Below are 24,666 nucleotides of genomic sequence, written 5' to 3' on the forward strand. Positions count from 1 at the left end.
CTGCGCGCGGGTCCGACGGCGGCGACCGACCGCGCTCGCCGGCCGCTAAAACGCCGACTCGCCGGTCCGCTCCAGATACGTCGCGGTGCCGGTGTGGTCGGCGTCGTCGAACGACTCGACCCGGAGGAGCGCCCGGGCGTCGACCGCGTCGGCGGGCGCGTCCTCGACACGGAGCACGGTGTCGCCGATACGCGCGATCGGCGTGTCGCCGTCGTAGCCCGTGACGAACGCCGAAATCTCTTGGCCCGACTCGAACGCGGGCGTGTTGGTGCGGAAGCCGATTCCGGCGAGGTACTTCTCGAGGAGGCTCATACGCGAGCCACCTCCTCGGACTCGCGGTCAGAGACGTATTCGAGCCCGAACCCGGTCAGCGCCGAGACGAGGAACACGCCGAACAGCAGCCACCCGTGGAAGACGAACGGCCAGACCTCGGCGGGATTGACGAGGAGTTCGCGAGTGAACCACCCGAACTCCTCGGAGCCGACGAGACCCTGCATCTCGGTGTAGCCCACGAGGACGCCGCCCGCCCACGGGAAGATGTAGCCCAGCGCCGAGGTGTTGGCGTCGAGGATGTTCGCCCGGCGGTAGCCGTTGATGTTGAACCGCTCGCCGATTCGCGCGATGTACGGCGCGATCGCGATCTCGGCGGCGGTGTTAATCGTGATCATCGCGTTGACCGACGCGGTGCCAAGCACCATCGTGGTCTCGGCCCGCCGGACGTTGGTCGCGACCCGTTCGAGCAGGAAGTCCTGAATCGCCTCGAAGCCCCCGCCCCGGATCATGATCCGGGCGCCGGCTACGATGAGCAAGGTGAGTACGATCAGCGGGAAAAAGCCCGCCGCGCCCGTGTAGATGCTCCCGGCGACCCCGACCTGATCGGAGCCGGCCGGCACCGTCGTCAGGAACGGGAGCCACGACAGCGAGTCGGCGAGCGCGACGGAGTCGGGCGCGCGAAACAGGATCATGTCCGAGACCGCCGCGAGCCCGAACGCGACGTTCGCGATCGCCGCGACGATGATGCCCCACGAGACCGCCTCGACGATGTGGCGGCCCCGCACCGCGGTGAAGATGACCACGCCGATCGAGGCGAGGTGGATCAGCCCGAGCGGTTCGGCCTCGTCGCCGAGCACCGCGCCGCTGGCCGCGATGTCGGCGCCGGGCATCACCGAGCCCGCGACGAGGTAGCCGACGAACGCGAGCACCGCCGCCACGATCGCGTACTTGAACCGCGAGGCGACCACGCCGCCGATGTCGGAGTTCTGGGTGACCGCGCTCACGATGGTGGTGTCGCTGACCGGCGCGAGGTTGTCCCCGAACACCGCGCCCGAGAGGATGGCGCCGAACAGCAGGACGGGGTTCGCGCCGACGAGCAGTCCCGCCGGGAAGAACAGCCCGGTGAACGCGATGGTGGTCCCGTAGCCGGTGCCGATGCCGGTCGCGAGTAGTGCGGCCAGCACGAAGGTGATCGCGGGGAACAGCGTCCCGCTGACCGACAGCGCGTCGGCGGCCCACACGAGGCCGCTCACGAACTGGCCCGCCTGGATCGTGTCGGCGAACATGCCGGCCCAGAGCCACGCCACGATCGCGGTCGCGGCCACGCGCTGGGTCATCCCGTCGAAGATGGTGTTGGCGTAGGTCTTCCAGTCGCCCTTGGCGAAGAACATCCCGACGATGAGCGCGAGCAACATCCCCGCGACGAGGCCGGTCGTGTCCCCGATGCGGAACAGTCCGCTCTGGACGATCGCCCACACGATGAACAACGCGATGGGGATGGTGCTGGCGGCGGGGCCGCCGTAGAACTCGATCCGGGAGCCGCCGCGGGCGCGGCGGGCCTCCGCCAGTTCCTCTTCGACAGCTTCGTCAGGTGGCTCGTCGTCGACCATAGTAGGTCTCGGTCGAGAGTATCCGTGGGACCCTTAAGTAACCGTTCAATCTCGGGAGCGCACCTTGCCGGGCCTCAAGCACTTAAGGTCCGGGCGCGCCACGGGGCGGATATGAGCCAGCAGGCCGAACGCGACCGACTCATCGAACTCCGACGAGACCTCCACCGACACCCCGAGCCGGCGTGGCGGGAGTTCTACACCACCGCCCGCATCGTCGAGGAACTCGAACGGATCGGCGTCGACGAACTCCACGTCGGACGCGACGCCGTCGCCGAGGACGAGCGGATGGCGGTTCCCGGCGACGACGAACTCGAGACGTGGTACGAGCAGGCCCGCGACGCGGGCGCCGACGAGGAGATACTCGAACGGCTTGAGGGCGGCTACACCGGCGCGGTCGCGGTCGTCGAGGCCGGCGACGGGCCGACGGTCGGACTCAGAGTCGACATCGACGGGCTCCTCCGCGCGGAGTCGACCGACGACGATCACGCCCCCGTCGCCGAGGGGTTCCGGTCCGAACACGACGGCGCGATGCACGCCTGCGGTCACGACGCCCACGCGACCTTCGGCGTCGGCGTGATCGAGGCGATCGCCGACAGCGACTTCGAGGGCACCCTCAAGGTGTTCTTCCAGCCCGGCGAGGAGATGATCGCTGGCGGGAAGGCGATGGCCGAGAGCGACCACATCGACGACGTCGAGTACCTGCTCGCGGCCCACGTCGGGCTCGACCACCCGACCGGCGAGGTCGTCGCGGGGCTGGACGGCTTTCTCGCGGTCAGCCACTTCCGCGCGGAGTTCGAGGGCGAACCGGCCCACGCCGGCGGCCAGCCCAACGACGGCGAGAACGCCATTCAGGCGGTCGCGACCGCGATCCAGAACCTCTACGCGATCCCGCGCCACGAGGACGGTGCGACCCGGGTCAACGCCGGGAAGATCGGCGGCGGCACCGCGACGAACATCATCGCCGAGAGCGCCCACGTCGAGGGGGAGGTGCGCGGCGAGACGACCGAGCTCAAAGACTACATGAAAGCCCGGGCCGAGCGCGCGCTCGAATCGGCCGCCGAGATGCACGGCTGTACCGTCGAGCGCTCGACCAACGGCGAGGCCCCGAGCGCCGAGAGCGATCAGGAGCTCGTCGACGTGGTCGGCGACGTGGCCGGGACGACCGACGGCGTCGACACCGTCGTCGACCGCGACGAACTCGGCGGAAGCGAGGACGCGACGTACCTGATGCGGACGGTCCAGCAGAACGGCGGCCGGGCCGCGTACGTCGGGGTCGGGACCGACCACCCCGGCGGCCATCACACCGCGACCTTCGACGTCGACGAGGAGTCGATCCCGATCGGGATCGACGTGCTCGCGGGTGCCGTCCGCGAGATCGCCGAGCGCAGACCGTAATGTGATCGGCCTAATATATTCAATATTATGCGGAGAGTTTTTATTCTTTGCACCGCCAACGCTAAACACTCCCGCTTGCGGAGGAGGACAACGAATGACCGAGAACCTGACCGAAAATCTAAACGAGACAGTCGCCACTACCGGGAAACCATCGAACGCGTCCCAGCGTCGGGACGAGCCGCTCAGCACCGCGGTGATAGACGCGGTCGCCGACGCGGCCGGCGTCGAACCCGCCGAGCTCGGGGCGTCGCTCTACGACCAGATCGACCCCGACGCCCTCGACAACCTGTTCAGCGACAGGCACAACGGACAGCCCCGCGGGACCGGCCATGTGGCGTTTACGCTCCTCGAATACGAGGTAACCGTCTACAGCGACGGTCAGGTCGTGGTCCACGACTGAGGCTCGCTCGCGGCGCGTGTCGGCTCGCGGGACGGGACCCGACGGCGGATCGCGGGCGGTCCGGGCGGGCCCCGCCGGCGCGGAACGCCGGCCGACGCGCTCGCGGTGAGAGGCCGTTCCGAAAGCTCTAATCGGGAGGACTCCGAATCGGCGGCCATGGCCGACGAAAACGAAGACGACGAGCCAGCCGTCGAACTCGGCGAGGGCGAACCGGTCGACGGCGCGCCGGTCGCGCGCCTCGCCTCCCGACTGCACTGGCCGATCCAGAAGAGCGAAGTCGCTCGGAGAGTTGGCGACGAGACCGTCCGAACCCCCGAGGGCCCCCGCGAGTTGGGCGACCTGCTGACCGACGTCGAGGAGACCTACTTCGAGAGCCAGCGGGATTTCCTCGGCGAGATCCGGGCGGTCACCGCCACCGGCGCGGTACCGACCGCCGACGAGTAACGTGTCGGTCGCGCGGACGGTCCGCCGACGGCTCGCCGGTCTGGGGTGGGTCCAGCGCGCGCTGGTCGCTGGCGGCGTCCTCACCGTCGCGTGGATGTCGTGGGACGTGGCCGGACTGCACGAGCGCCTCGTCCGCGACGTCACCGTCTACATCCTCGCGCCCGCCGTCCTCGCGATCACCCACGGCCGACACCTCGGCTTTCGCGTCGACCGGCGCGCGGCCCGGAACACGCTGTTGCTCTCGCTTTTCGTGGTCCCGTTCTACGTCGTCGGCTCGTCGCTACCGACGATCCGGAGCTACTACCCCATGTGGGAGACCGGCGCCGCGCTCGGGGAGTTTCTGCCCCACGCGCTCAAGCAGTTCGTCATCGCGGCGGCCGCAGAGACTTATTACCGGGGACTGCTCTGTGTCGGCGTCCGCGAACTCGGGTTCAAGAGCGTCTTCATCAGCCCGGTCGTCTACGCGTTTCACCACCTCTACAAGCCGCCGATCGAACTGGCGCTGTCGGGACCGACCGACGTGCTGTTCGGCGCGGTCGACTACCAGAGCGAGTCGATCCTCCCGTCGGTGGTCGCCCACGGACTGGGGTTGGCCCTGCTGGACTGGCTGGTGTTGCACCCGCCGATCATCGCGACCGAGCGCGTCCTGCGGTGGCTGTCGTGGCTCCCGGTGTCGCTCTGAGACCGTTCGTCCCGCGACCGCCGCCGTCCCGCCCCGACCGGGCGCGCACCTTTTTAGGGTCGGGCACGAAGGGAGTCTTGCATGAGTCTTCCAATTGACCCCACGGCACTCGACGGCGACGACGTCGGCGAGATGGAAGCGACCCTGGAGATGGACCACGAGACCGCGATCGAACACGTCCGGGAGGCGTTCGTCGACGCGGGATTCGGCGTCCCGGTCGAGTTCTCGCCCGCCGAGATGCTCAACGAGAAGGTCGACGCCGACCGCGATCCCTACTACGTGCTCGGCGCGTGCAACCCCGAGGTGGCCGATCGCGCGCTCGACGCCAGCGACGGTCGCATCGGCGCGCTGTTCCCGTGTAACGTGGTCGTCTGGGAGGAGCAACCGGGGCGACAGAAAGTCTACCACGTCAGCATCATGCGTGGGGCTCGCCTGCTCGGGCTCGCACCCGACGACGAGGAATGGGACGATATCGTCGCCGATACCGGCGAGTACGTCGACGAGGCGTGGTCGAACCTCGACACGGCGTAGTCGAACCTCGACGCGGCGGGGTTACGATTCGTCGTCCAGCCGCTCGACCTCCTCGCGCAGTCGCTCGACTTCCCGGCGGAGCGCCGCGAGCTCTTCGGTCTCCGAGCCGTCGGCGTTCGACCGACCGAAGAGGTAGACGCTCCCGCCGAGCAACACCAGCGGGAGCCCGAACACCACGAGCGCGATAAGGAGGATAACGGCCAGTTCCATTCCGCCGGGGACCGCCCCGAACAGGGGGATCATACCGGACGTCGCCGGAGCGTCAGAATAAGTCTTGTCACGAGAAGTCCGCGAGGTTAGCCTGCAGGCCCGAGAGCATGTCTGACTTGCGCCGGAGGTCCCCCAGCGCCACCGGGAGCTGTGGGGCCAGTTCGCGAACCGCGCCGTGGAAGGTCTCGGCCGCGCCGTACTCTCCCTCGAAGGCGTTCCGGACGCTCTCGCGGATCTGCCAGACGCCGACCGGCGCCCAGTAGTCGTCCGAGACCTCCCGGAGGACCAGACACTTGGCCTGCCGTCCGATGGATTCGAGGTGTTCGAGCACTGCCAGCCGGGAGGCGTAGTAGGCGCCGGCGGTCTCGTCGACGTAGCCGGTCCGACCGTCGAACCCCTCCGAGGCGCTCGCCATCCACGTCTCGCCGGTCGGGTCCTGATTCCAGATGCTACCGGGCGCTTTCATCTCGACGAGTTCGAACTCCCACTGGCCGGGCGTGAGGATCACCCAGTAGCGGTTGCCGACGTACTCGTTCACCCAGACCTGCGTCTCGTCGACGCCGGGGTTCGTGGTGATCTGGCCCCGGAGGAACTGCCCGATGGTGTCGTCGACCGCGGTGATCGACCACCGGGTAGGGACCAGCCGCCGGTTCTGGCCGCGCCCGAGCGCGCCGGCCGAGAGGATGTCGTTGATCTCGTAGACGTCGAAGCCCCGGCGGTAGAGGTAGGTCATCGCGCCCTGGGCCTGCCAGTCGTCGTCTTCGAGGGTCTTTTTGACCGGGCGCGGGACGTGGGGGTTCTCGGTGAGGTCCGCGGAGGTCGCCCGCGCCGACGGGCCCGTCGGGGTCGTGATGTCGTCGACGTCCAGATCGAGGTCCAGCGAGTCCGAGAGCCCGATCTCGACGTCGACCGGTCGGTCGGCGATCGCGACCTCCCGCTGGGTGCCGACGAACCCGTCCCACGCCTCGGCGACGTTCTCGACGTCGGCCGAGTGGTTCGAGTTCAAGAGCCCGGTCCGATACTGGAGCACGTTGTCGATGTCGAGTCCGCGCTCGTACCACTCGCTGCTGGTGGCGAACTCGGCGGCCCGCTCTTCTTCGCCGACCGGCGAGAGGATGCCGGTCGAGACGTTGGGGTAGTTCGATCGGCCCACGAACACCGACGGGGAGGTGCTACCGACCAGCGAGTCGCCCTGCGCCACGTCGGCGAAGCGGTCTTTGACCTCGTCGACGTAGTCGAGGATCTCGTAGGATTTTTCTTCGGCGAGGCGTCGGCGGCGCTGGTCGGCGTCGGGTTCGAGGTCCTCGATGTACTCGTCGAGCCGCATTCGACTCCCCTTGGGACCGGACGGGTTTGAAGCTTACTCGCTTCGGGGCGACCGGACGGTCCGGCTCGCTCCGGCGCGAGGCCACCTAGCTGTGGATGCCCATCGCTTCGATCTGTTCCTGATAGCGATTGCGGATGGTGACCTCGGTCACCTGCGCGACGTCGGCGACCTCCCGCTGGGTCTTTTTCTCGTTGCACAAAAGCGAGGCGGCGTAGATGGCGGCGGCGGCGTAGCCGGTCGGGGACTTGCCAGAGAGCAGGCCCTCCTCGGCGGTCGTCTCGATGATCTCGTTGGCTTTCGTCTGGACTTCTTCGCTGAGTTCGAGTTCAGAACAGAACCGCGGGACGTACTTTTTGGGGTCGACCGGTTTCATCTCGAGTCCGAGTTCCTGAGAGATGTACCGATAGGTGCGGCCGATCTCCTTGCGCTCGACCCGCGATACCTCCGAAATCTCTTCGAGGCTTCGCGGGATGCCTTCCTTTCGACAGGCGGCGTACAGCGCGGAGGTGGCGACCCCTTCGATCGAGCGCCCTCGGATCAGGTCCTCCTTGAGCGCGCGCCGGTAGATCACCGACGCGACCTCCCGCACCGACCGCGGGACGCCGAGTGCCGAGGCCATCCGGTCGATTTCGCTCAGCGCGAACTGGAGATTGCGCTCGCCGGCGTCTTTGGTGCGGATGCGCTCTTGCCACTTTCGGAGTCGGTGCATCTGACTCCGCTTTTTCGAGGAGATCGACCGCCCGTAGGCGTCTTTGTCCTTCCAGTCGATAGTGGTCGTCAGTCCCTTGTCGTGCATCGTCTGGGTCGTCGGAGCGCCGACCCGTGACTTCTCCTGGCGCTCCTGGTGGTTGAACGCCCGCCACTCAGGGCCCGGGTCGATCTGCTCTTCCTCGACGACCAGACCGCAGTCTTCGCACACGAGTTCCGCCCTGTCGGAACTCTTGACCAGGTTGTCGGAGTTACACTCCGGACACTCCCGTACACCCTCTTCCTCCTCCTGTTGCTCCGCCTCGGCTTGGCGCTCCCGCTGGCGAGTGGACCGTGTCATCGCACTTTTATAGTAGTACTTCCAACGCACTTAAACCCTCGGCCGAAACTTCCGACCGACCAGGTCCGACAGAATACGCCCCGCGACGCCAGCCCGACGAAATCGAGCCTTCCGCGCGAATCGCCCGACGAGACGGGTATCGGAAAGCGTAAATGCCGGTATCGCGGACGTGACCCCATGCCCGTCATCGAGTGCGACGTCGACGACGCCCGCGAGACGCTCGCCGACGCGGGCGCTCGGCTCTCGTCGGGCGACTCCGACCACGAACGCTGGCGCGCCGAGTACGGCGACGCGGTGGCGGTCGCCTACGACGGGAAGGTGGTCGTACAGGGGTCTAATCCGCAGGACATCGAGGCGCTCCTCCGCGAGGAGGGCGGTCACGCCTACGTCTACTTCGACGGCGCGAGCCGGGGAAATCCCGGGCCCGCGGCGGTCGGGTGGGTGCTGGTCACGAGCGACGGCATCGCGGCCGAGGGCGGCGAGCGCATCGGGCGCGCGACGAACAATCAGGCCGAGTACGAGGCGCTGATCCGCGCGCTCCGGGCGGCCCGCGACTACGGGTTCGACACGGTCGAGGTGAAAGGCGACTCCGAACTCATCGTCAGGCAGGTCACCGGCGCGTGGAACGCCAACGACCCCGAACTCCGCGAACACAGGGTGACGGTGCGCGAACTCCTCGCGAAGTTCGACGACTGGGAGCTCAGCCACGTCCCGAGAGAGATAAACGAACGCGCCGACAACCTCGCGAACGAGGCGCTCGACGATGGCTGAGGATCAACTCCCAGACGAGACCGCGGACCGAGCCGAACGACTCACGCGACTCGCCCGCGAGGCGGTCGACGACGCCGAAGCCGAGGCCTACCGCGAGGAACGGGCCGACCTGCTCGCCGAGCACGGGTTCACCTCGCGGATCCGCGAGGACGACGACGCCGAGACGCTGGTCCTCCACCCCGACGAGTGGACCGACGAGGGAACGATCCGCACCGATCGGATCGGCGACACCGACCGGGCGGTCGAAATCCGACTCGCCGGCGCCGGCGACCCCGACGACTGGGACGCGGTCGCCGAACGCAACCGCGAAGTGGCGGCTCGGGTCCGTGCGGCCCACGGCGAGGTCCACGGCGACAACGCGGCGGCGTTCGCCGACTTCATGAGCAACCACTACGCGCGGCCGATCGAATCGGCGACCCCGGACGAAGCGAACGAGTTTCTAACGGAGTACTTTCCGCGGAACGCCTGGCCGTCGGAGAAACAGCGAGCGGTCGTGGGGGAGTCCGTCGAGCTCGCGCTCGAGGCGGCCGAGGAGTGACTACTCGGTGTCGGCGACGAGCTCCCGAACCTGCTCGGCGCGTTCGTCGTCGGTGACGAACTTCGAGAGGGTCCACTGGAGCGCGTCGACGACGACCGCGAGGCCCTCGTCGGTCAGCTCGTACTGGTTGGTCCGCTTGTCGAGCTCGCTCTTCTCGACGTAGCCCTTCTCGACGAGCGTGTCGAGGTTGGGGTACAGACGTCCGTGATTGACCTCTTCGCCGTAGAACTCTTCGAGTTCGCGCTTGATGGCGAGGCCGTACATCGGCTCCTCGGAGAGGATGGTCAGGATGTTCTGCTGGAACGCGGTGAGGTTGCGAGCGGTACTCGTCTCTGTGAGTGTCTGTGCCTCTGACATAGACTCTGACAGTCGATAATTTGTCACGCTCGTATTTAATCCTTCCCAACTCGGACCGAGTTTCTGAAATTTACCCCCGAGTTGTAGTACCAGACGTTACGCAGTTTAAATACCAGTTCGTGGATTATCGGGAGCTGTCACGCGTCGTGACGATTCGGGGGCCCCGATAGATGCCGAAAGGACTTTGCCGACTTCGGACCGACTCACGAACTGCACATGACGAACCTCTGGGAAGACCTGGAAGCCGGACCGAACCCGCCCGAGGAGATCTACGCCGTCGTCGAGTGTCTCAAAGGCGAACGCAACAAGTACGAGTACGACAAGGACGTCCCCGGCGTCGTGCTCGATCGCGTCCTCCACAGCAACGTCCACTACCCCAGCGACTACGGGTTCATCCCCCAGTCGTACTACGACGACGAGGACCCCTTCGACGTGCTCGTCCTCGTCGAGGACCAGACGTTCCCGGGCTGTATCGTCGAGGCCCGCCCGGTCGCGCTGATGAAGATGGACGACGACGGCGAGCAGGACGACAAGGTCATCGCGGTGCCGACCGAAGACCCCCGCTACGACCACGTCGAGGACCTCGACGACATCCCCCAACAGACCCTCGACGAGATCGACGAGTTCTTCGCGACCTACAAGAACCTCGAGGAGGGCAAGGAAGTCGAGACGCTGGGCTGGGAGGACAAGCAGGCGGCCAAAGACGCGATCGAGCACGCGATGGACCTCTACGACGAGACGTTCGCGTAGTCGATCGGCCGCCCGCGGTCTGCAGAGTATTTTCACGTTCCGGACGGCGGCATTGTTCAGATTAGCTGATTCCACGCGAAGGCGAGCGTTTGCAACCAGTTTTCGGCGGTGTGGTGCGTCGCGTTACGGAAATGATTGGCGAACTGGTTGGTGCGGCGTTTTAACTCTTTGAAGACACGTTCGACGCTATTCGGATTTCCATGTGTGACATGCTGAAACCGGAGGTTTTTCTCGAAGAGTGCGGCTTGCAACCACGGTGCGCCATCGACGAGAAACACCGCGTCGTCGACGCGGTGTTTCTCTTGTAGTTCGGTGAGAAATTGCTTCGTCACAACGATAGTACGTGTCGGATAGAGCTTGACGTGGAGGAATTCGTTGGTTTCGGGATCGGCGGCGGCGTACAGCCAGTAGCGCTGGTCGTTGAGTTGAATCACGGTTTCATCGACCGCAACGTGATTCGGGCTTTTACCGTCAGTCGGCTGTAAATCGGCTTTCTGCACCCAGTTATGGACGGTTGAGCGACACCGTTCGACACCGAATTGTTCTAAGACCGAAACAGTATCCGAGAGTGATAGTCCGGCCGCATGCAGGTGGATACTGAGCTTCATCAGCGGCTCCGGTGTCGCTTCTCGCTCCATAAACGCTAACTCGATCGAGTCGCTAGCTCCGTTGAGGCGGTCGATTTCTGGCATGGATCACTAGCAAATCGAACCGCCTCATCCTTCATCCTTATCTGAACAGTGCCGCTCCGCCCAAACTGTTTTGAGCGACCCCGTTGGCCCCTTACCGTGGAGGAAAACGTGTCCGACGACGCCGACGGTCCGCTCGTCTCCTACATGTTGGCGACCTACGGTCGGCCCGACGAGCTCCGGGACGCCGTCGACTCAATAATATCGCAGTCGTACCGCCCCCTCGAAATCGTCATCGTAGGGGAGACTAGTAACGAGGTCCGTCAGCTCTTCGAGGCAGGCGGGCGCTTCGACGAGGAGTGGATACACTTCCATCGAAACACCGAGCGACGAGGGGTGTCACACGCGAGAAACATCGCTTACGAGCACGCGACCGGTGACATCGTCGTCCAGATCGACGACGACGCCGCCCTCGTCGACGACGACGCGACCGAGACGGTGGTCTCGCTGTTCGAGGACCACGAGGACGTCGGCATCCTCGCGTTCCAGAGCCGGAACGCCGACACCGACGAGGTGAAACTCGACGAGACCCCCGACCCGCCGGAGTTCCACATGACCCCGACCGAGCCCTACCGCGCGACCAACTTCGTCGGGGTCGGCTGTGCGTTTCGCCGGGCGGCGATCGAGGCTGCCGGCGGGCTCTACCCGGACAACTTCACCTACGGGTTCGAGGACATGGACCTCTCGCTGCGCGTCCACGACACGGGCTACGACATCCTCTACACCCCGTCGATCGCGGTCGCCCACAAGAAGTCCCCGGGCGCGCGCCGCGAGACGACCGAGACCCAGGTCCGACTGGTCGAGAACCGGATCAAGCTCGCGGTCCGGAATCTCCCGTGGCGCTACGTCGCGTTCACCGCGCTGGGGTGGTCGGTGTACGCGCTCGCGCTCACCCGGAGCCCGGCGGCGCTGGCGGCTGTCCTCCGGGGCGTCTACGAGGACCGCCGGGAGCTACTGGCCGAGCGACGCGTCGTCGACGATCGGACGATCGCCCGGATCAAGTCCCGGAAGACGATGCTTTACTTCTGGTGGTACGGACCCCACCCGGGCCGAATCCTGCCGCCGAACGGGAACCTCGACCGGCTGAAGTGGGAGGCCTGACCGGTCGGTCACTGGACGACCGGCGACGCGTCGACGTCGACTCGCGAGACCTCACGGTACAGATCGAGGTGCCGGCGCGCGATGGACTCCCACGAGAGCTCTTCTGCCATCCGGCGGCTGTTTCTCGCCATCCGGTCGCTCGCTTCGGGGTCGGTCAGAACAGACACGAGCGCCTCGGCGAGTCGGTCGGGGTCCTCGGGCGGGACCACGACCCCGGCGCCCGATCGCTCGACGAGCTCGGGGAAGTCGCCCGCCGACGTCGAGACGACCGGCTTGCCGAACGAGAAGGCGGTCGCTAGCGCGCCGCTGTGGCCCTTCGTCCCGTCCTGCTCGCGGTACGGGAGCGCGACGACCTCCGACCGAGCGAAAAAGCGCTTTACCTCCTCGTTGGGCACGAAGTAGTTGTGTATCTCGAAGCTCTCGGGGTGGTCGTCGATGATCGCCCGCGACCCCGCGGTGATGCGGCCGTCGCCGGCGACGAGGAGTTCGACGTCCGGGAGCTCGCGTTTCACCAGCGGGATCGCCTCGATCAGCGTGTCGAGGCCCTTCGGCGGGACGACGTTGCCGAAAAAAAGCACCGTGTTGGGCCGGGTCTCGACGTCGGTGTCCTCGCTGTCCCCGAACACCGAGTAGGCGCCGTGAGGGATGACCTCGATCCGGTCGCCCCCTCTGTTCTGGCGCCGGAGCGCTCGCTTCTGGTTTTCGGTGTGGACCACCACGCCGTCGACGTCGAGGTCGGGCAGGGCGCTGTTTATGAGTTCCTCGACGAACACCGGCGGTCGCGACAGCGAGAAGGGATCGCTTGGCACCTCGTGGTGGGTCACGACCAGCGGCCCCAGTTCGTCGATCCGGTGGAGCCACGAGAACAGTTTGACCTGCGGAAAGAGACCGGTGGTGATGTGGGTGACGTCGGTCTCGATATCCGCGACGCGCTTCAGGTTGTTGTACGAGAGCAGTCCCCGGACGAACTCGACGGGGTCGACGTTCAGGTTGTAGAGGTTCGGCATCGAGACGCTGATCGAGCCGAACGCCTCCACGAGCTCGATCTCGTCGACGAACAGGTCGTCGGCGGTCGTCTCGGCCGGTTTCATCACCGTGACCTCGGCGTGTTCGGTCATGGCGTTGGCGAGTTCGGCGGTGTAGTGGGGCAGTCCCCCGGCGTTCTGTCCGATGACGTAGAGCACCTTCATGGGCTCAGAGGCTGATGGACTGCCGGAGGTGCGGGCCGACCAGCCGGGTCACCGGGATCGGGAGCTTCTTCCAGACGTCTTTGATCGGCTCGTAGGCGTCCTTTTCGGGGTGGGGAAGCTCCGCGGAGGGGTTCGGGAAGTAGTGGAGGTCGCTGTACCACGTCTTCTCGCCGCCGAAGCTCTTCTTGAACATGTAGACGCCCGACCCCTCGCGGGTCCGGCCGAACTCGTAGGCGTCGTAGTCGCTCTCGGCGGCCCACTCCATCGACTTCCAGACGAGGAGACTGCCGCCGTTCAGGTCGCGGTACTCGTAGTCGTTGACGACGCCCCACTGGGTGACCGTCGACCCGAGCGCGAGGTTGATCACGGCGTTCACGAGCACGCCGTCCTTCCGAAGCATCTCCATCCGGAGATTCCCGGACTCGCCGAGGGTCTCCCACAGCGTCCGGAAGAACGCGAACGAGTGGGGCGGGCTTCCGTGTCCGCGCACCGACCGCAGGTAGAGCCGGTAGTACTCTCGGAGGTCCGCGAGCGAGTCGCCGACGTCGTGGACCATCTCGGAGTCGGCCGCCTGCGTGATCTGGCGCCGTCGGCTCTCTTTGATTCTCTCCCATGCGTCGTCGGCGCTCGCGACCGGCGCCCGGAACGTGACGAATCGAGTCCGTTCCTCGAACCCCCGTCGGGCGTCGGTGTCCCCGCCACGGAGGCTCACGAAGTCGACGTCGAGCGTCTCGGCCAGTTCCTTCGTCCGTTCGAGGAGAAACGACGCCACGTCGTCGTCGGCCCCGTCGGCGAGCAGGATCGACCCGCGCTCGCCGAACGGGGGCGACACCAGCTTCGACCCGAACAGCCGGCTCCGGACGTAGAACAGCGGCACCCCGCCGACGATCCGGTCGCCGTCTTTCGCGACCACGTACCACCGGTCGTGTCTGTACGTCTCGACGGCGTCTCCCCATCCCCAGAGCGCGAACGGCGACCCGTCGTTTCGGGCGACGAACGCGTCCCACGCCTCGGGATCGGCGCACCGTTCGGCGGTTAACTGCGCTTTCGCTTGCGATTGAACTGTCATAGTTTCACTCCAAATCGTTGGCCCCGACTGCTCGTTCGACGTCAGAACCGCCCGAATCGAGCAGAGCTTCCTGTTCGAGGACGCTCCGAGCCGTATTAAAGCTGAAGGCCGACAGCAGTCCGTCGAGCTTGGATTCGAGGCCCTCGACCCCGTGGAAGCTCACGAACCGCTTGTGGGGCCGAAGCGACTCGACCTCGATGGCGGGGTTGAACTCCCACGGGTGAAAGTAGAGGTTGGCGGGGATCCCCCGACGATTGAGCCGCCTGATCCCCCACTTCAGGAGGCGCTCGGGGAGCACCCGGCCGTAGAAGCCCCCGGCGATCGGGAGCCGGAGGACCGACCCGATCGCCGCCAGCGGCGACTCGACCAGCGACCGGAGCGCCTCGCGGTTCGATCCGATCCGGAACGGGTCGTCGACCGGGACGGTGTACGGTCGTCGCGGCGCGTCGGGCACGCCGTACATCGGCGTCTTGACCGGGAACACGCTCGAATCGTACCGGAACCCCGCCGACTCCAGAACGTCGAACGCCCACTCGGTCTCTCGGGTCACCGAGAAGTTGGGCGCGCGAAACCCCTCGGGCTCGACGCCGGTCGCGCGTTCGATCGCGCCCGAGGACCGTTCGAGTTCGGTCTCGAACGCGGCGGGCGAAAGCTCGAACAGCGGCGTGTGGGTGTGGCCGTGCGAGCCGATCTCGTGGCCCTCCGAGCGCACCCGGTCGATCAGGTCCGGGTACTCCTCGGCGACCTCGCCGACCACGAAGAACGTGGCGGTCACGCCGTGTTTTCTCAGCAGATTCAACACGATGTCGACCGACTCCTCGATCCGGTCGACTGGGTCCTCGAGGGCGGAACTGAGCAGGGTCGCGGAGTGCCAGTGTTCGAGATCGAAGCTTAGCACATTAGTTTTAGAAGTGCCATTGAAACTCGTCATGTGTCGGGTCGATGTCGACTGATCCGAACATAAAGCTACGCATCGGGCGGCCGCAAGCGTTTAGCGCCGCGGTGTTGCGGAGAGTGCCATGAACCAACGAAGCCCGCTGTCGACCCTCGCGACGGCCGATTCGGTCGACAACGTCGTGGTGTTCGTCTCCGACGCGCTCCGGTTCGACTTCCTCCCCGAGTCCGTCCGCGAACTGGGGGTGACCGCGAAGGCGATCGCACCGAGCACGTTCACCGCGTCGGGACTCCCCTCGCTGTTGACCGGACAGTACCCCGCGACCCACAAAGTCTGGATGTTCGACGACCAGCTCCGCGAGCGACCCCCGTTGCTCCGAGAAGACGGCGTCGACGTCGGGTTCGACGCCGAGGGCGTGTGGATCAAGCTCCCGTCAGCGGAGAAACCGCCCCTGAAGATCCACCACGTCGAGACCGAATCGAAGCTCGCGGACGTGGCGTCGCCGTTCGTCCACGTCGTCCACGACATCGGCCCGCACGCGCCGTACGGCTTCGAGAACGACGTGTTCGATTCGACCAAGGAGTACTTCCGGAGCTACGAGCGCGACCGCCCCGCGCTGGTCGAACTCTATCGCCAGGACTGTCGGAACTCCGCAGAGCGGTTCCGGGCGATGTACGACCAACTCGTCGACCGGGGGCTCCTCGAAGACACGCTCGTCGTCTTCACCAGCGACCACGGTCAGTCGCTGGGCGAGTGGTCGAACGGCGGGCGGTTCGGTCACGGCCACCCCCTGTGTCCCGAGAACGTCGAGATTCCGGTCGTGTTCATGGGCGCGGGCCTCCCGGAGGGCGAGACCTATCCCGGACTCGTGAGCGGGACCGACGTCGTCCCGACCGCGCTGTCGGCGCAGGGCCGGCGGGTCCCAGACGACGCCGACGGGCTCGACCTCTGGGAGGGCGTCCCGACTCTCGACCGGAAAGTCCGCTCGGACGTGTGGCAACACCTCGAAGTCGGCGCGCGCGGCTACGCGACCGACGTGTCGGTGTACGCCGCGACCTCGGCGTGGGACGACACCGGCGGCTACGTGTTCCACCGCCACTCGACCGCCGAGCGACTCGCCGCCACGTTCTACGACAACGTCTTCCGGGGATACGGGCCGGCGTGGCGCCACAACGCCACGCTCGGGAAGGCGGTCGCCCTGTTCAATCTCATGGTCGCCGAGAGCCTGACCTACCGGACCCCGGAGTTCTCGGAGGCAGAGGCGAGGCGTGCAGTCCCCGACGAGTTCGAGGAGGCCGCCCACGAGTTCGCCGACGCGTCGCTCAGCGGCGATCAGGAGTCCCAGCTTCGGGATCTCGGCTACCTCCAGTAGCGGCCGGTGTGCGGGCGGCGTCTCACCCGGAAATCCCCGTTTCACCTTAGCTACCCTATCTTTCAGCCGTCACATTAATCACCGCCAGTGTGGTCGGATGGGTCGTATGAACCACCGAGCCGGCGAGTCTGCGGTCGTCCCGGCACCGTTCGGCCCCCACGGTCTGGCCTGCGTGCGGTCGCTCAGTCGCCGCGGCGTCCGCACGGTCGTGGCCGCCGAGAGCGACGCCGACCTCACCAGCGCCTCGAAGTACTGCGACGAGTCGGTCGCGGTCCCCTCGCCCCACGAGGACGTGCTGGCGTACAAGGACGCGCTCCTGTCGCTGGCGGCGCGGTCGGACGTGCGCGCGGTGATACCGAACCGCGAGGAAGACGTGTACGTGCTGGCGAAGTACCGCGAGGAGTTTGCGACCCACGTCTCGCCGCTCTGGCCGGAGTTCGAGACGCTCCGGACGGCCCACGACAGGGTCCGACTCGCGGCGGCCGCCGAGGAAGCCGGGGTTGCCGTCCCCGAGACCCTGCTCCTCGACGACGTCGGCGCGGCCGAGTCGGAGCTGTTCGTCAAACCCCGGTATCCGATCCTCATCGCGGACTACGAGAGCACCTACGCCCCCACCGAGTGCGACCCGCGGAATCGGACCCAGTATCTCCGGTCGGGCGAGCGGCCGAACCGCGAGGCCATCGTCGCGGAGATGAACCACGTCCCGATCGCACAGGAGTTCGTGCGGGGCGGCGGCGAGGAGTACGCCTTCTTCGCGCTGTACGATCGGGGCGAGCCGGCCGCGACGTTCCAGCACCGCCAGCTCCGCGGGGAGACCTACGCCGGCGGCGCGAGCGTCTACCGCGAGTCGGTCGACATCCCGGCGCTCGACCGAGCCGGCCGGGCGCTGTTCGACCACCTCGGGTGGCACGGGATCGGCGAGGCGGAGTTCCTCAGAGACCCCGAGACGGGCGAGTTCAAGCTGATGGAGGTCAACCCCCGGATGTGGGCGTCGCTGTCGTGTGCGATCGAGGCCGGCGTCGACTTCCCGTACTACTTCTGGCAGGTGTCGAACGGGGTCGCCGGCCCGTTCGAGGACGACTACGCCGAGGGGATCGGGACCCACTCGCTGTTCGGCGAGCTCAAGTATCTCCGGAGCGTGATCGCCGGCGACTCCTCGCACGTCCCCAGACCCTCGGCCGGGTCGGCGATCAGGGACGTGGTCGCGTCGTGTCTCGCCCAGCCGAACTTCGAGTACTTCCGGCTCGACGATCCCGAGCCGTTCGTCCGCGGCCTGCTCGACGTGAGCCCGTTCGACAAGTAGCAGGGCCGCTCGACGCCGGTCGGCGAGCAACGCAGTCGTCTACCTCGCCCGGTTCGGGGCCCACACGTTGATCCGCCTCAACGACCGTACGTAGTACATGACCCGATCGACGACGGAGTCGGTGTTGCTCTCGGCGAAGTACTCGCCGTCGTGTTATGTGTGTCTGCGGTCGCTCGCCGAGCGCGGCGTCCGCACCGTCGTCGTCTCGCCCCACGAGGGCGTCCCGGCGTTCGCGTCCCGGTACTGCGAGGAGTCGATCGTGGTGCCGTCGCCGAACGACGACCTGCTGGCGTACAGAGACGCGTTGCTGTCGGTCGCCGACCGCCCCGAGGTGGCCGCCTTCGTCCCTATCTGGGAGGAAGACGCCTACCTGCTCGGAAAGTACGGCGAGGCGTTCGGCGCCCGGGTCGGCGGCGCGTGGCCCGACTTCGAGACGCTCCGGTCCGTTCAGGACCGACTCCGACTGGCCGAGGTCGCCGCCGACGCGGGCGTGGCCGTCCCGACGACCCAGTCGTTCGACGACGTCGACGACTGGGACCGCGAGCGCATCCTCAAGTCGCGGTACAACCTCCTCGCCGGCGAGTACGTCGACTCGTTCTCGGAGCGAGACGCCGAACTCAACAAGACGCTGAAGTACCTCGCGCCCGGCGAAGAGCCCGACCCCGAGACCGTCTACGCGGCGCTAAACCACGTCCCGATCGCTCAGGAGACCGTCACCGGGGGCGCCGACGAGTACGCGTTCATCGCGCTGTACGACCGGGGCGAGCCGGTCGCGACGTACCAGAAACACCAGATCCGGGCCAAGACCTACGCCGGCGGGACCAGCGTCTACCGGGAGTCGGTGGCGGTCCCGGCGCTCGAACGGGCCGGCCGGGCGTTGCTCGGCGAGCTCGACTGGCACGGTCTCGCGGAGGTGGAGTTCCTCAGAGACCCCGAGACGGGCGAGTTCGAGCTGATGGAGGTCAACCCCCGGATGTGGGCGTCGGTCGCGTGCGCGATCGAGGCCGGTGCCGATTTCCCGTACTACTACTGGCGGCTCGCGACCGGCGAGGCCGACGGGATCGACGACGAGTACGCGGTCGGGACGGGGAACCACTCGCTGTTCGGCGAACTCCAGCACCTCTCGAGCGTGCTCCGGGACGACTACCCCGACGTCGAGCGACCGGCGTTCGACCGGCGACTCTGGGAGATCGCCGCCTCGTGTTACAGCCAGCCCAACTTCGACTACCTCCGGCTCGACGACCCCGGCCCGTTCGTCCGGGGCGTGCGCGACGCCGTTCGGCTCTGACGGTCGTGGCGCCCGAGTCCGGGCGCTCGGAGACCGACGCGCTCGACGACGGGCGAAACCGGGAGACCGGACCCGGAGACCGGTTCGTCTTCGCGGCGCGTCCCGTTGTTCTTACCCCGATCGGCGCGAGACGATGGTATACGTTCTTTGCTCTCTGCGACGATGCTCACCTACATGGGAGAGAGAATGGGGGATGCGGTACTGCTGCCCGCGAAGTATTCGCCGTCGTGTTACGCGTGTCTGCGGTCGCTCGCCAAGCGCGGCATCCGCACCGTCGTCGTCTCGGCGAAAGGGAGCGTGCCGGCGTTCGCGTCCCGGTACTGCGACGAGGCGCTGACGGTCCCGTCGCCCGACGAGGACCTGCTCGCGTACCGCGACGCACTGTTGTCGATCGCGGCGCGGCCCGAGGTGAAGACGTTCGTTCCGACCGGCGAGGTCGACGCGTATCTGCTGGCGAAGTACAGCGACGAGTTCGAGGCCCACGTCACCGGAGTGTGGCCCGACCTCGACCGGCTCCGGCGGGTCCACGACCGACTGCTGTTGGCCGAGGCCGCCGAGGCCGCGGGGGTGCCGTTTCCGGAGACTCAGTCGTTCGACGACGTCGACGACTGGGACCGCGAACTGGTCATCAAGTCGCGGTACAACCTCCTCGCCGGCGAGTACCTCGACTCGCTGTCGGAGCGAGACGCCGAACTCAACAAGACGCTGAAGTACCTCCCGCCCGGCGAGCGACCCGATCGCGAGGCCATCCTCGCGGAGATGAACCACGTCCCGATCGTCCAGGAGTGCGTGCCCAAGCGCGGCGAGTACCTGTTCGGCGCGCTGTACGACCGGGGCGAGCCGGCCGCGACGTTCCAGCACCGCCAGATCCGCGGAGAGACCTACGCCGGCGGCGGCGGGTCCTACCGCGAGTCGGTCGACATCCCGGCGCTCGAGGAGGTCGGCCGGGCGTTGCTCGACGAACTCGACTGGCACGGGCTGGCCTGCATCGAGTACATGGAGGACGCAGAGACCGGGGAGTTCGTGCTCACCGAGATCAACCCCCGGATGTGGCGGTCGCTGGCGTTCGCGGTGGCGGCCGGCGCCGACTTCCCGTACTACTACTGGCAGCTCGCGAACGGCGAGGCCGACCGCTTTGGCGACGGCTACGAGGTCGGCGTCGGCGGCCACTACCTCCACGGCGAGCTGACCTACCTCCGGAGCGTGCTCCGCGACGAGTACCCGAACGTCGAACGACCCCCGGTCGGCCAGACGGTGTGGGAGATCGCCGCCTCGTGTTACGACCAGCCCAACTTCGACTACCTCCGGCTCGACGACCCCGGCCCGTTCATCCGGGGCGTCCGCAGTACGATCCCGATGTGAGCGTCGGCCGGCCGATCGAATCGGGGAAAAGACGCTAATACCCGGGCGTCGTGCGTCTGCCAACGGCAGTTGGTGGGTGGATATGAGTCACACAACGTCGAGAGTAGCTTCCGGTGAGACGATCGCATCGACGCGCGACCGCGCGGCGCGAGCGGCCCGCTCGCCGGCCGCGCCGGGGGGCGGCTCCTGACCGATGGATCTCGGCCACTCGACCTTCCGGCTGTTCCTCTCGAAGGGCGGGAACGCGATCCTCTACTTTCTGGGGCTCGCGTACTTCTCGCGCCACCTGACGCCCGACGAGATGGGGGCGTTCGTCCTCTTTCTCGCGGTGCTCGGGATCTCCTCGATCCCCGCGGACTTCGGGATCAAGGGCGCACTCGAAAAGCGGCTGAGCGAGGGGACCGACCCCGAGAAGACGCTCGGCTCCGCGCTGGCGTTCAAGGCGGTCACGCTCGCGGCCGTCGCGACGATCGTTCTCGCCGTCCGGGGCCACATAAACCACTACATCGGCGCGCCGCTGGCGGAACTGCTGGTCGCGGCGCTGTTCTTCCGGGAGTTTTCGTTCGCGTATCTCTCGGCGCTCCGGGGCCGGCTTCGGGTCGCCGAGACCGCCGTCATCAAACTCACCGTGCGGTTCGTCTGGATGGTCGGGGGCGCGGTGTTGGTCACCGCGGGCTTCGGCCCGGAGGGACCGATCATCGGGCTGATCGCGGGGCTGGCGGTCGGGCTCGTCTGGGCGTACCGGCGCCTCGACGTCGGGATCGGCCGCCCGTCGCTCGACCACGTCCGGTCGCTGGTGGCGTTCTCGAAGTACAACACCGTCACCTCGGTCGGCGGCCGGTTCTACCAGTGGGTCGACATCGCCATCATCGGCTTCCTGCTGACCCAGCTCGACGTCAGCGCCTACGAGTTCGCGTGGCAGATCACCCTGCTCGTGCTCATGTTGAGCAAGTCGATCTCGCTGTCGATCTTCCCCCAGATAAGCCAGTGGGACGCCGAGTCGGCGACCGACCACATCGAGACCACCGTCTCGAAGGCGATCGGGGTCGTCCTGTTCGTCTCGGTCCCCGCCATCGTCGGCGTCCAGATCTACGGCGCCGAGCTCCTCCGGGTGGCGTTCGGCCCGGAGTACGCGTTCGCCACGACGGTGCTTGTCGTCCTGATGGTCGAGAAGCTCATCCAGTCGTTCAACGACATCGTCGAGGCGTCGGTCCGGGCGATCGACCGGCCGGAGCTCGCCGCGAAGGCGACCGTGATCTCGGTCGGGCTCAACCTCGTCCTGAACCCGGTCCTGATCCTGTGGGTCGGGCTGGTGGGCGCCGCGATCGCGACCGCCGTCACCGGCCTCCTCAACACCGCGTTACATTACCGGTATCTCACGCGGTTCATCTCGGTCGACGTTCCGTTCCGGCTGGTCGGCTGGTACGGCCTCGCCTCGTGTGTGATGGGCGGGCTGTTGCTCGGGATCAGACACCTCGTGCCCGTCACCGGCGTGATCACGCTCGTGGCGGAGGTCGGGCTCGGCGTCGTGATCTATCTCGCGGTCTCGCTCGCGATCCCGGACGTGCGCCGACGCATCCTTCGGCCGGGGCTCCGGGTGCTCGGCGCCCAGCTCGGGGTCGGGGCCGACGGGGAGGGCCGGCGATTCTGAGCCGACCCGGCGCGCCCGACCCTCGTGGCAACAACATATATATTCACCCCTACCGTTTGATCGATACACTTTCTCTCGGTCGGCCGGACCCGATCGGGCGGTCGCGGATATCTTCGAGTGAGGAACCTGATACATGAGAGCTACTGTCGAGAGGATGGCACGTTCGGTGGACAGCGGCGTCGTCGCGTTCGGTGGGGTCGTGCTCGGACTACTGGCGGTGTTTTGGGCGACCCCTGCGTTACAGGATGTCGGGGCGCTCGTCCCGGCCGTCCGGGCGTTCGCGGGGCTCTTCCTGATACTGTTCGCTCCCGGGGCGTTGCTGGCGCGACTGGTCGGCGTCCGGCCCGACCGATTCGGCGTGTTCGCGCTGTTCGCGATCACCCTCAGTTTCGGCGTCCTGACCCTGCTGAACCTCTTCGTCAGCTTCGTGTTGGCGCCGCTGGGCGTCGCCGAGCCCCTCTCGTTCCTGCCGCTTGCGGGCGTGCTGTCGGCCGTCCTCGCGGCGCTGTTGGCGGCCATCCACGTCACCGGGACCTCGATGTCGATCCCTCCGATTCGACTCCGCGGCTCGCCGGCGGTCGTTCTCGGGTTGGTCGCGCTCCCCGGACTCGCGGCCGCGGCCGTGATCGGCGTCGACCAGTTCGGCACCCACCTCGGGATGTTCGCGCTCCTCGGCGGGGTGATCGCGGTCACGCTACTGGCGGCGACGCGGCTGGTCCCGGGGTCGCTCGCGCCGCTGGCGGTGTTCAGCGTCTCGCTGTCGGTCCTGTTGCACCGAAACCTCCTGACCGACCACGTCGTCGGCGCCGACATTCAGGCGTCGTACTTCCTGTCGGACCTCCTGTTGGACACCCACTACTGGGCGCCCGACATGGGCGGGTCGATGATGAGCCTCTCGGTGGTCACCTCGGTTCCGGCGTCGATCACGATGCTGACCGGCCTCGACCTCGCCACCACGTACAAGGTCGTCTACGTGTTCCTGTTCTCGCTGGTACCAGTCGGGCTCTTCTACGTCAACAGCCGGGTGTTCGACGACCGGATCGCGCTGTTCGGGAGCCTGTTTTTCGTCTTCTACCACGGCTCGTTTTACTTCACGCCCGGCAAACAGCTCATGTCCGAGCTTGTGGTCGTCGCGATGCTCCTGTTGGTCGTCTACGAGGGCGTCGACACCGCCGGACTGAAGGCCGCGCTGGGGATCTTCGCGGCGACGCTGATCTCGGCTCACTACGGGATGACCTACGCGATCGGTCTGTCGCTACTCGCGGCGGTCGCCGGGCTCGGAATCGTCCGGCGGCTGGGCGGGGACTTCGACCACGACCTCTCGATCTGGCAGCCGGTCGTCCTGCTCGGGGCCGCGACCGCCTTCTACGCGTACAGCGCGCCCGATCTGGTCGATCGGCTCGGGGCGCTCCCGTTCGGGATCGTCGACCAGCTCGTGACGCTCGCGATCACCGGCGCCGTTCCGGGCTCGGGGGCCAGCTACGTCTCGGGCGAGACCGGGCTCCTCGACTCGCTCCGGCTGTACCTGTACCTCCTGCTGACGGGGCTGATCGGGCTCGGGCTGGCCCGGGACGTCCTCGGGCGACTCGACCGAATCCGGACCGGCGCCGACCCCGGGTACGTCGAGTACGCCGCGCTGGCGGTCCCGCTGTTCGCGTTTCTCGGCTCGTCGTACTTCGTCATCGCCAACCTCTGGGCCGACCGGGTGTACCAGCTCGTGCTGACGATCCTCGCGCCGTACGCGGCGGTCGGGTTCGCCACCGTGTTCGGCGGCGCCGGCGCCGTCCTCGACCGTGCGAGCGCGGCGCTCGGCCGGACGAGCCGAGCCGCGAGCGACGGCGGCGTCCGGCGACGGCTCGGAGGCGCCCACTGGACCCTGCTGGCGGTCGTGCTGGCCGCGGTGCTCGCGCTCAACTCGGGACTGGCGTTCGCGCTCGTCGGGACCGCCGACGCGTCCGGGTTCAACGCCGAGACCAACGACCTGACGTTCAACGGACCCGAGCGCGAGGCCGCCGACTGGCTGGTCGACAACGCCACCGCCATCGAACGCTACGACCGGCTGGGCGCCGACGACGGCGCGGCGACGCTCCCGATCTACACCGAGCCGAGGAGCTACCAGCTGTTCCGAGCGGTCGCCCTCCCGGGGTACACCAACGTCGAAATCCGGTATCTAAAGAGTCAGTGGCGGCCGACGGTGTTCCCCGCGGAGGTCGAGGAGGGGTACGTCTTCGTTCGCCAGCGGAGCGTCGACCCCGACGCGCGGTCGGCCGACCTCCCGCCGTCGATGCTCTCGGGGAGCACCGTCGGGAACCTCTCGGGCCCCCGAAACGTGGTGTACGCGAGCGAGTCGGCCCGGATCATGGACTCGAACACGACCGCGGTCCCGTGACCGACGCGGCGCGTTCGCGAC

Annotated in this window: 25 protein-coding genes; 15 read left to right on the forward strand and 10 right to left on the reverse strand. The window is 67.2% G+C overall.

Going from position 1 to position 24,666, the window contains the following annotated elements; all coding sequences use genetic code 11:
• Positions 1-45: 45 nt before the first annotated feature.
• Positions 46-312 carry a DUF7513 family protein gene (locus EPL04_RS08280; RefSeq protein ID WP_134670858.1) on the reverse strand — a complete coding sequence of 89 codons (267 nt, stop codon included), beginning with the start codon at positions 310-312 and terminating at the stop codon, positions 46-48.
• Positions 309-1,883: a Na+/H+ antiporter NhaC family protein gene (locus tag EPL04_RS08285; RefSeq protein ID WP_134670859.1), complete on the reverse strand. Its 1,575-nt coding sequence runs from the start codon at positions 1,881-1,883 to the stop codon at positions 309-311. Before EPL04_RS08285 ends, EPL04_RS08280 begins: the two co-directional genes overlap by 4 nt.
• Positions 1,884-1,994: 111 nt before the next feature.
• On the opposite strand from EPL04_RS08285, the gene EPL04_RS08290 reads away from it, so the two are divergent.
• From EPL04_RS08290 to EPL04_RS08310, 5 genes are all read left to right on the forward strand, one after another.
• Positions 1,995-3,278 carry an amidohydrolase gene (locus EPL04_RS08290; RefSeq protein WP_134670860.1) on the forward strand — a complete coding sequence of 428 codons (1,284 nt, stop codon included), beginning with the start codon at positions 1,995-1,997 and terminating at the stop codon, positions 3,276-3,278.
• Positions 3,279-3,372: 94 nt separating this feature from the next.
• Positions 3,373-3,678, forward strand: coding sequence for a HalOD1 output domain-containing protein (locus tag EPL04_RS08295; protein WP_167599443.1), 306 nt, complete (start codon positions 3,373-3,375; stop codon positions 3,676-3,678).
• 156 nt (positions 3,679-3,834) lie between these two features.
• On the forward strand, positions 3,835-4,122 hold the full coding sequence (locus tag EPL04_RS08300) for a DUF5789 family protein (protein ID WP_134670861.1): 288 nt from the start codon (positions 3,835-3,837) through the stop codon (positions 4,120-4,122).
• Position 4,123: 1 nt separating this feature from the next.
• A complete protein-coding gene (locus tag EPL04_RS08305) occupies positions 4,124-4,804 on the forward strand; it encodes a CPBP family intramembrane glutamic endopeptidase (RefSeq protein WP_245154543.1) in 681 nt (226 codons plus the stop codon).
• An 81-nt stretch (positions 4,805-4,885) separates the two neighbouring features.
• Positions 4,886-5,335: a DUF302 domain-containing protein gene (locus tag EPL04_RS08310; protein WP_134670862.1), complete on the forward strand. Its 450-nt coding sequence runs from the start codon at positions 4,886-4,888 to the stop codon at positions 5,333-5,335.
• A 21-nt stretch (positions 5,336-5,356) separates the two neighbouring features.
• Here the strand turns inward: EPL04_RS08310 and EPL04_RS19165 are convergent, their stop codons facing one another.
• The 3 genes from EPL04_RS19165 to EPL04_RS08325 all read right to left on the reverse strand — a co-directional run bounded on the left by EPL04_RS19165 (position 5,357) and on the right by EPL04_RS08325 (position 7,920).
• Positions 5,357-5,578, reverse strand: a complete 222-nt coding sequence (locus EPL04_RS19165) for a hypothetical protein (protein ID WP_134670863.1) — start codon at positions 5,576-5,578, stop codon at positions 5,357-5,359.
• Between the two features lie 34 nt (positions 5,579-5,612).
• Positions 5,613-6,872, reverse strand: coding sequence for a DNA repair protein NreA (gene nreA, locus EPL04_RS08320; protein WP_134670864.1), 1,260 nt, complete (start codon positions 6,870-6,872; stop codon positions 5,613-5,615).
• 85 nt (positions 6,873-6,957) lie between these two features.
• A complete protein-coding gene (locus EPL04_RS08325; RefSeq protein ID WP_134670865.1) occupies positions 6,958-7,920 on the reverse strand; it encodes a transcription initiation factor IIB in 963 nt (320 codons plus the stop codon).
• 177 nt (positions 7,921-8,097) lie between these two features.
• Between EPL04_RS08325 and rnhA the strand changes: the two genes are divergently transcribed.
• Entirely contained in the window at positions 8,098-8,691 is a 594-nt protein-coding gene (rnhA, locus tag EPL04_RS08330; RefSeq protein WP_134670866.1) for a ribonuclease HI, read from the forward strand.
• Positions 8,684-9,229 (forward strand): DUF7108 family protein, encoded by a 546-nt coding sequence (locus EPL04_RS08335; RefSeq protein ID WP_134670867.1) that lies wholly within the window; start codon positions 8,684-8,686, stop codon positions 9,227-9,229. The genes rnhA and EPL04_RS08335 overlap by 8 nt, the downstream gene beginning before the upstream one ends.
• Here the strand turns inward: EPL04_RS08335 and EPL04_RS08340 are convergent, their stop codons facing one another.
• Positions 9,230-9,586 (reverse strand): PadR family transcriptional regulator, encoded by a 357-nt coding sequence (locus tag EPL04_RS08340; protein WP_134670868.1) that lies wholly within the window; start codon positions 9,584-9,586, stop codon positions 9,230-9,232.
• Between the two features lie 216 nt (positions 9,587-9,802).
• Here EPL04_RS08340 and EPL04_RS08345 point away from each other — a divergent pair, with 216 nt between their 5' ends.
• Complete coding sequence (locus EPL04_RS08345; RefSeq protein WP_134670869.1) at positions 9,803-10,336, forward strand: inorganic diphosphatase; 534 nt, start codon at positions 9,803-9,805, stop codon at positions 10,334-10,336.
• A gap of 56 nt (positions 10,337-10,392) precedes the next feature.
• Here the strand turns inward: EPL04_RS08345 and EPL04_RS08350 are convergent, their stop codons facing one another.
• Positions 10,393-11,028: an IS6 family transposase gene (locus EPL04_RS08350; RefSeq protein ID WP_134670870.1), complete on the reverse strand. Its 636-nt coding sequence runs from the start codon at positions 11,026-11,028 to the stop codon at positions 10,393-10,395.
• A gap of 96 nt (positions 11,029-11,124) precedes the next feature.
• Between EPL04_RS08350 and EPL04_RS08355 the strand changes: the two genes are divergently transcribed.
• Positions 11,125-12,126 carry a glycosyltransferase family 2 protein gene (locus tag EPL04_RS08355; protein ID WP_245154544.1) on the forward strand — a complete coding sequence of 334 codons (1,002 nt, stop codon included), beginning with the start codon at positions 11,125-11,127 and terminating at the stop codon, positions 12,124-12,126.
• Positions 12,127-12,134: 8 nt separating this feature from the next.
• On the opposite strand, the gene EPL04_RS08360 is transcribed toward EPL04_RS08355, so the two are convergent.
• From EPL04_RS08360 to EPL04_RS08370, 3 genes are read right to left on the reverse strand one after another with little or no spacing between them, the layout of a single operon-like run.
• A complete protein-coding gene (locus EPL04_RS08360) occupies positions 12,135-13,316 on the reverse strand; it encodes a glycosyltransferase family 4 protein (protein WP_134670871.1) in 1,182 nt (393 codons plus the stop codon).
• 4 nt (positions 13,317-13,320) lie between these two features.
• A complete protein-coding gene (locus EPL04_RS08365) occupies positions 13,321-14,385 on the reverse strand; it encodes a GNAT family N-acetyltransferase (RefSeq protein ID WP_134670872.1) in 1,065 nt (354 codons plus the stop codon).
• A 4-nt stretch (positions 14,386-14,389) separates the two neighbouring features.
• Positions 14,390-15,283, reverse strand: coding sequence for a polysaccharide deacetylase family protein (locus EPL04_RS08370; protein WP_244605506.1), 894 nt, complete (start codon positions 15,281-15,283; stop codon positions 14,390-14,392).
• Positions 15,284-15,404: 121 nt separating this feature from the next.
• On the opposite strand from EPL04_RS08370, the gene EPL04_RS08375 reads away from it, so the two are divergent.
• The 6 genes from EPL04_RS08375 (at position 15,405) to EPL04_RS08400 (ending at position 24,645) form a co-directional block, all read left to right on the forward strand.
• Positions 15,405-16,652: a sulfatase-like hydrolase/transferase gene (locus tag EPL04_RS08375; RefSeq protein WP_134670874.1), complete on the forward strand. Its 1,248-nt coding sequence runs from the start codon at positions 15,405-15,407 to the stop codon at positions 16,650-16,652.
• Positions 16,653-16,758: 106 nt separating this feature from the next.
• Positions 16,759-17,955 carry a carboxylate--amine ligase gene (locus EPL04_RS08380; RefSeq protein ID WP_134670875.1) on the forward strand — a complete coding sequence of 399 codons (1,197 nt, stop codon included), beginning with the start codon at positions 16,759-16,761 and terminating at the stop codon, positions 17,953-17,955.
• Positions 17,956-18,052: 97 nt separating this feature from the next.
• Positions 18,053-19,243, forward strand: a complete 1,191-nt coding sequence (locus tag EPL04_RS08385; protein WP_134670876.1) for a carboxylate--amine ligase — start codon at positions 18,053-18,055, stop codon at positions 19,241-19,243.
• A 174-nt stretch (positions 19,244-19,417) separates the two neighbouring features.
• Positions 19,418-20,605: a carboxylate--amine ligase gene (locus EPL04_RS08390; protein ID WP_134670877.1), complete on the forward strand. Its 1,188-nt coding sequence runs from the start codon at positions 19,418-19,420 to the stop codon at positions 20,603-20,605.
• A 193-nt stretch (positions 20,606-20,798) separates the two neighbouring features.
• Positions 20,799-22,256 (forward strand): flippase, encoded by a 1,458-nt coding sequence (locus EPL04_RS08395; protein ID WP_134670878.1) that lies wholly within the window; start codon positions 20,799-20,801, stop codon positions 22,254-22,256.
• 154 nt (positions 22,257-22,410) lie between these two features.
• Positions 22,411-24,645: a DUF2206 domain-containing protein gene (locus EPL04_RS08400; protein ID WP_134670879.1), complete on the forward strand. Its 2,235-nt coding sequence runs from the start codon at positions 22,411-22,413 to the stop codon at positions 24,643-24,645.
• Positions 24,646-24,666 lie beyond the last annotated feature (21 nt).

It is taken from the genome of Halorussus marinus, assembly GCF_004521895.1.
Classification (GTDB): Archaea; Halobacteriota; Halobacteria; order Halobacteriales; family Haladaptataceae; genus Halorussus; species Halorussus marinus.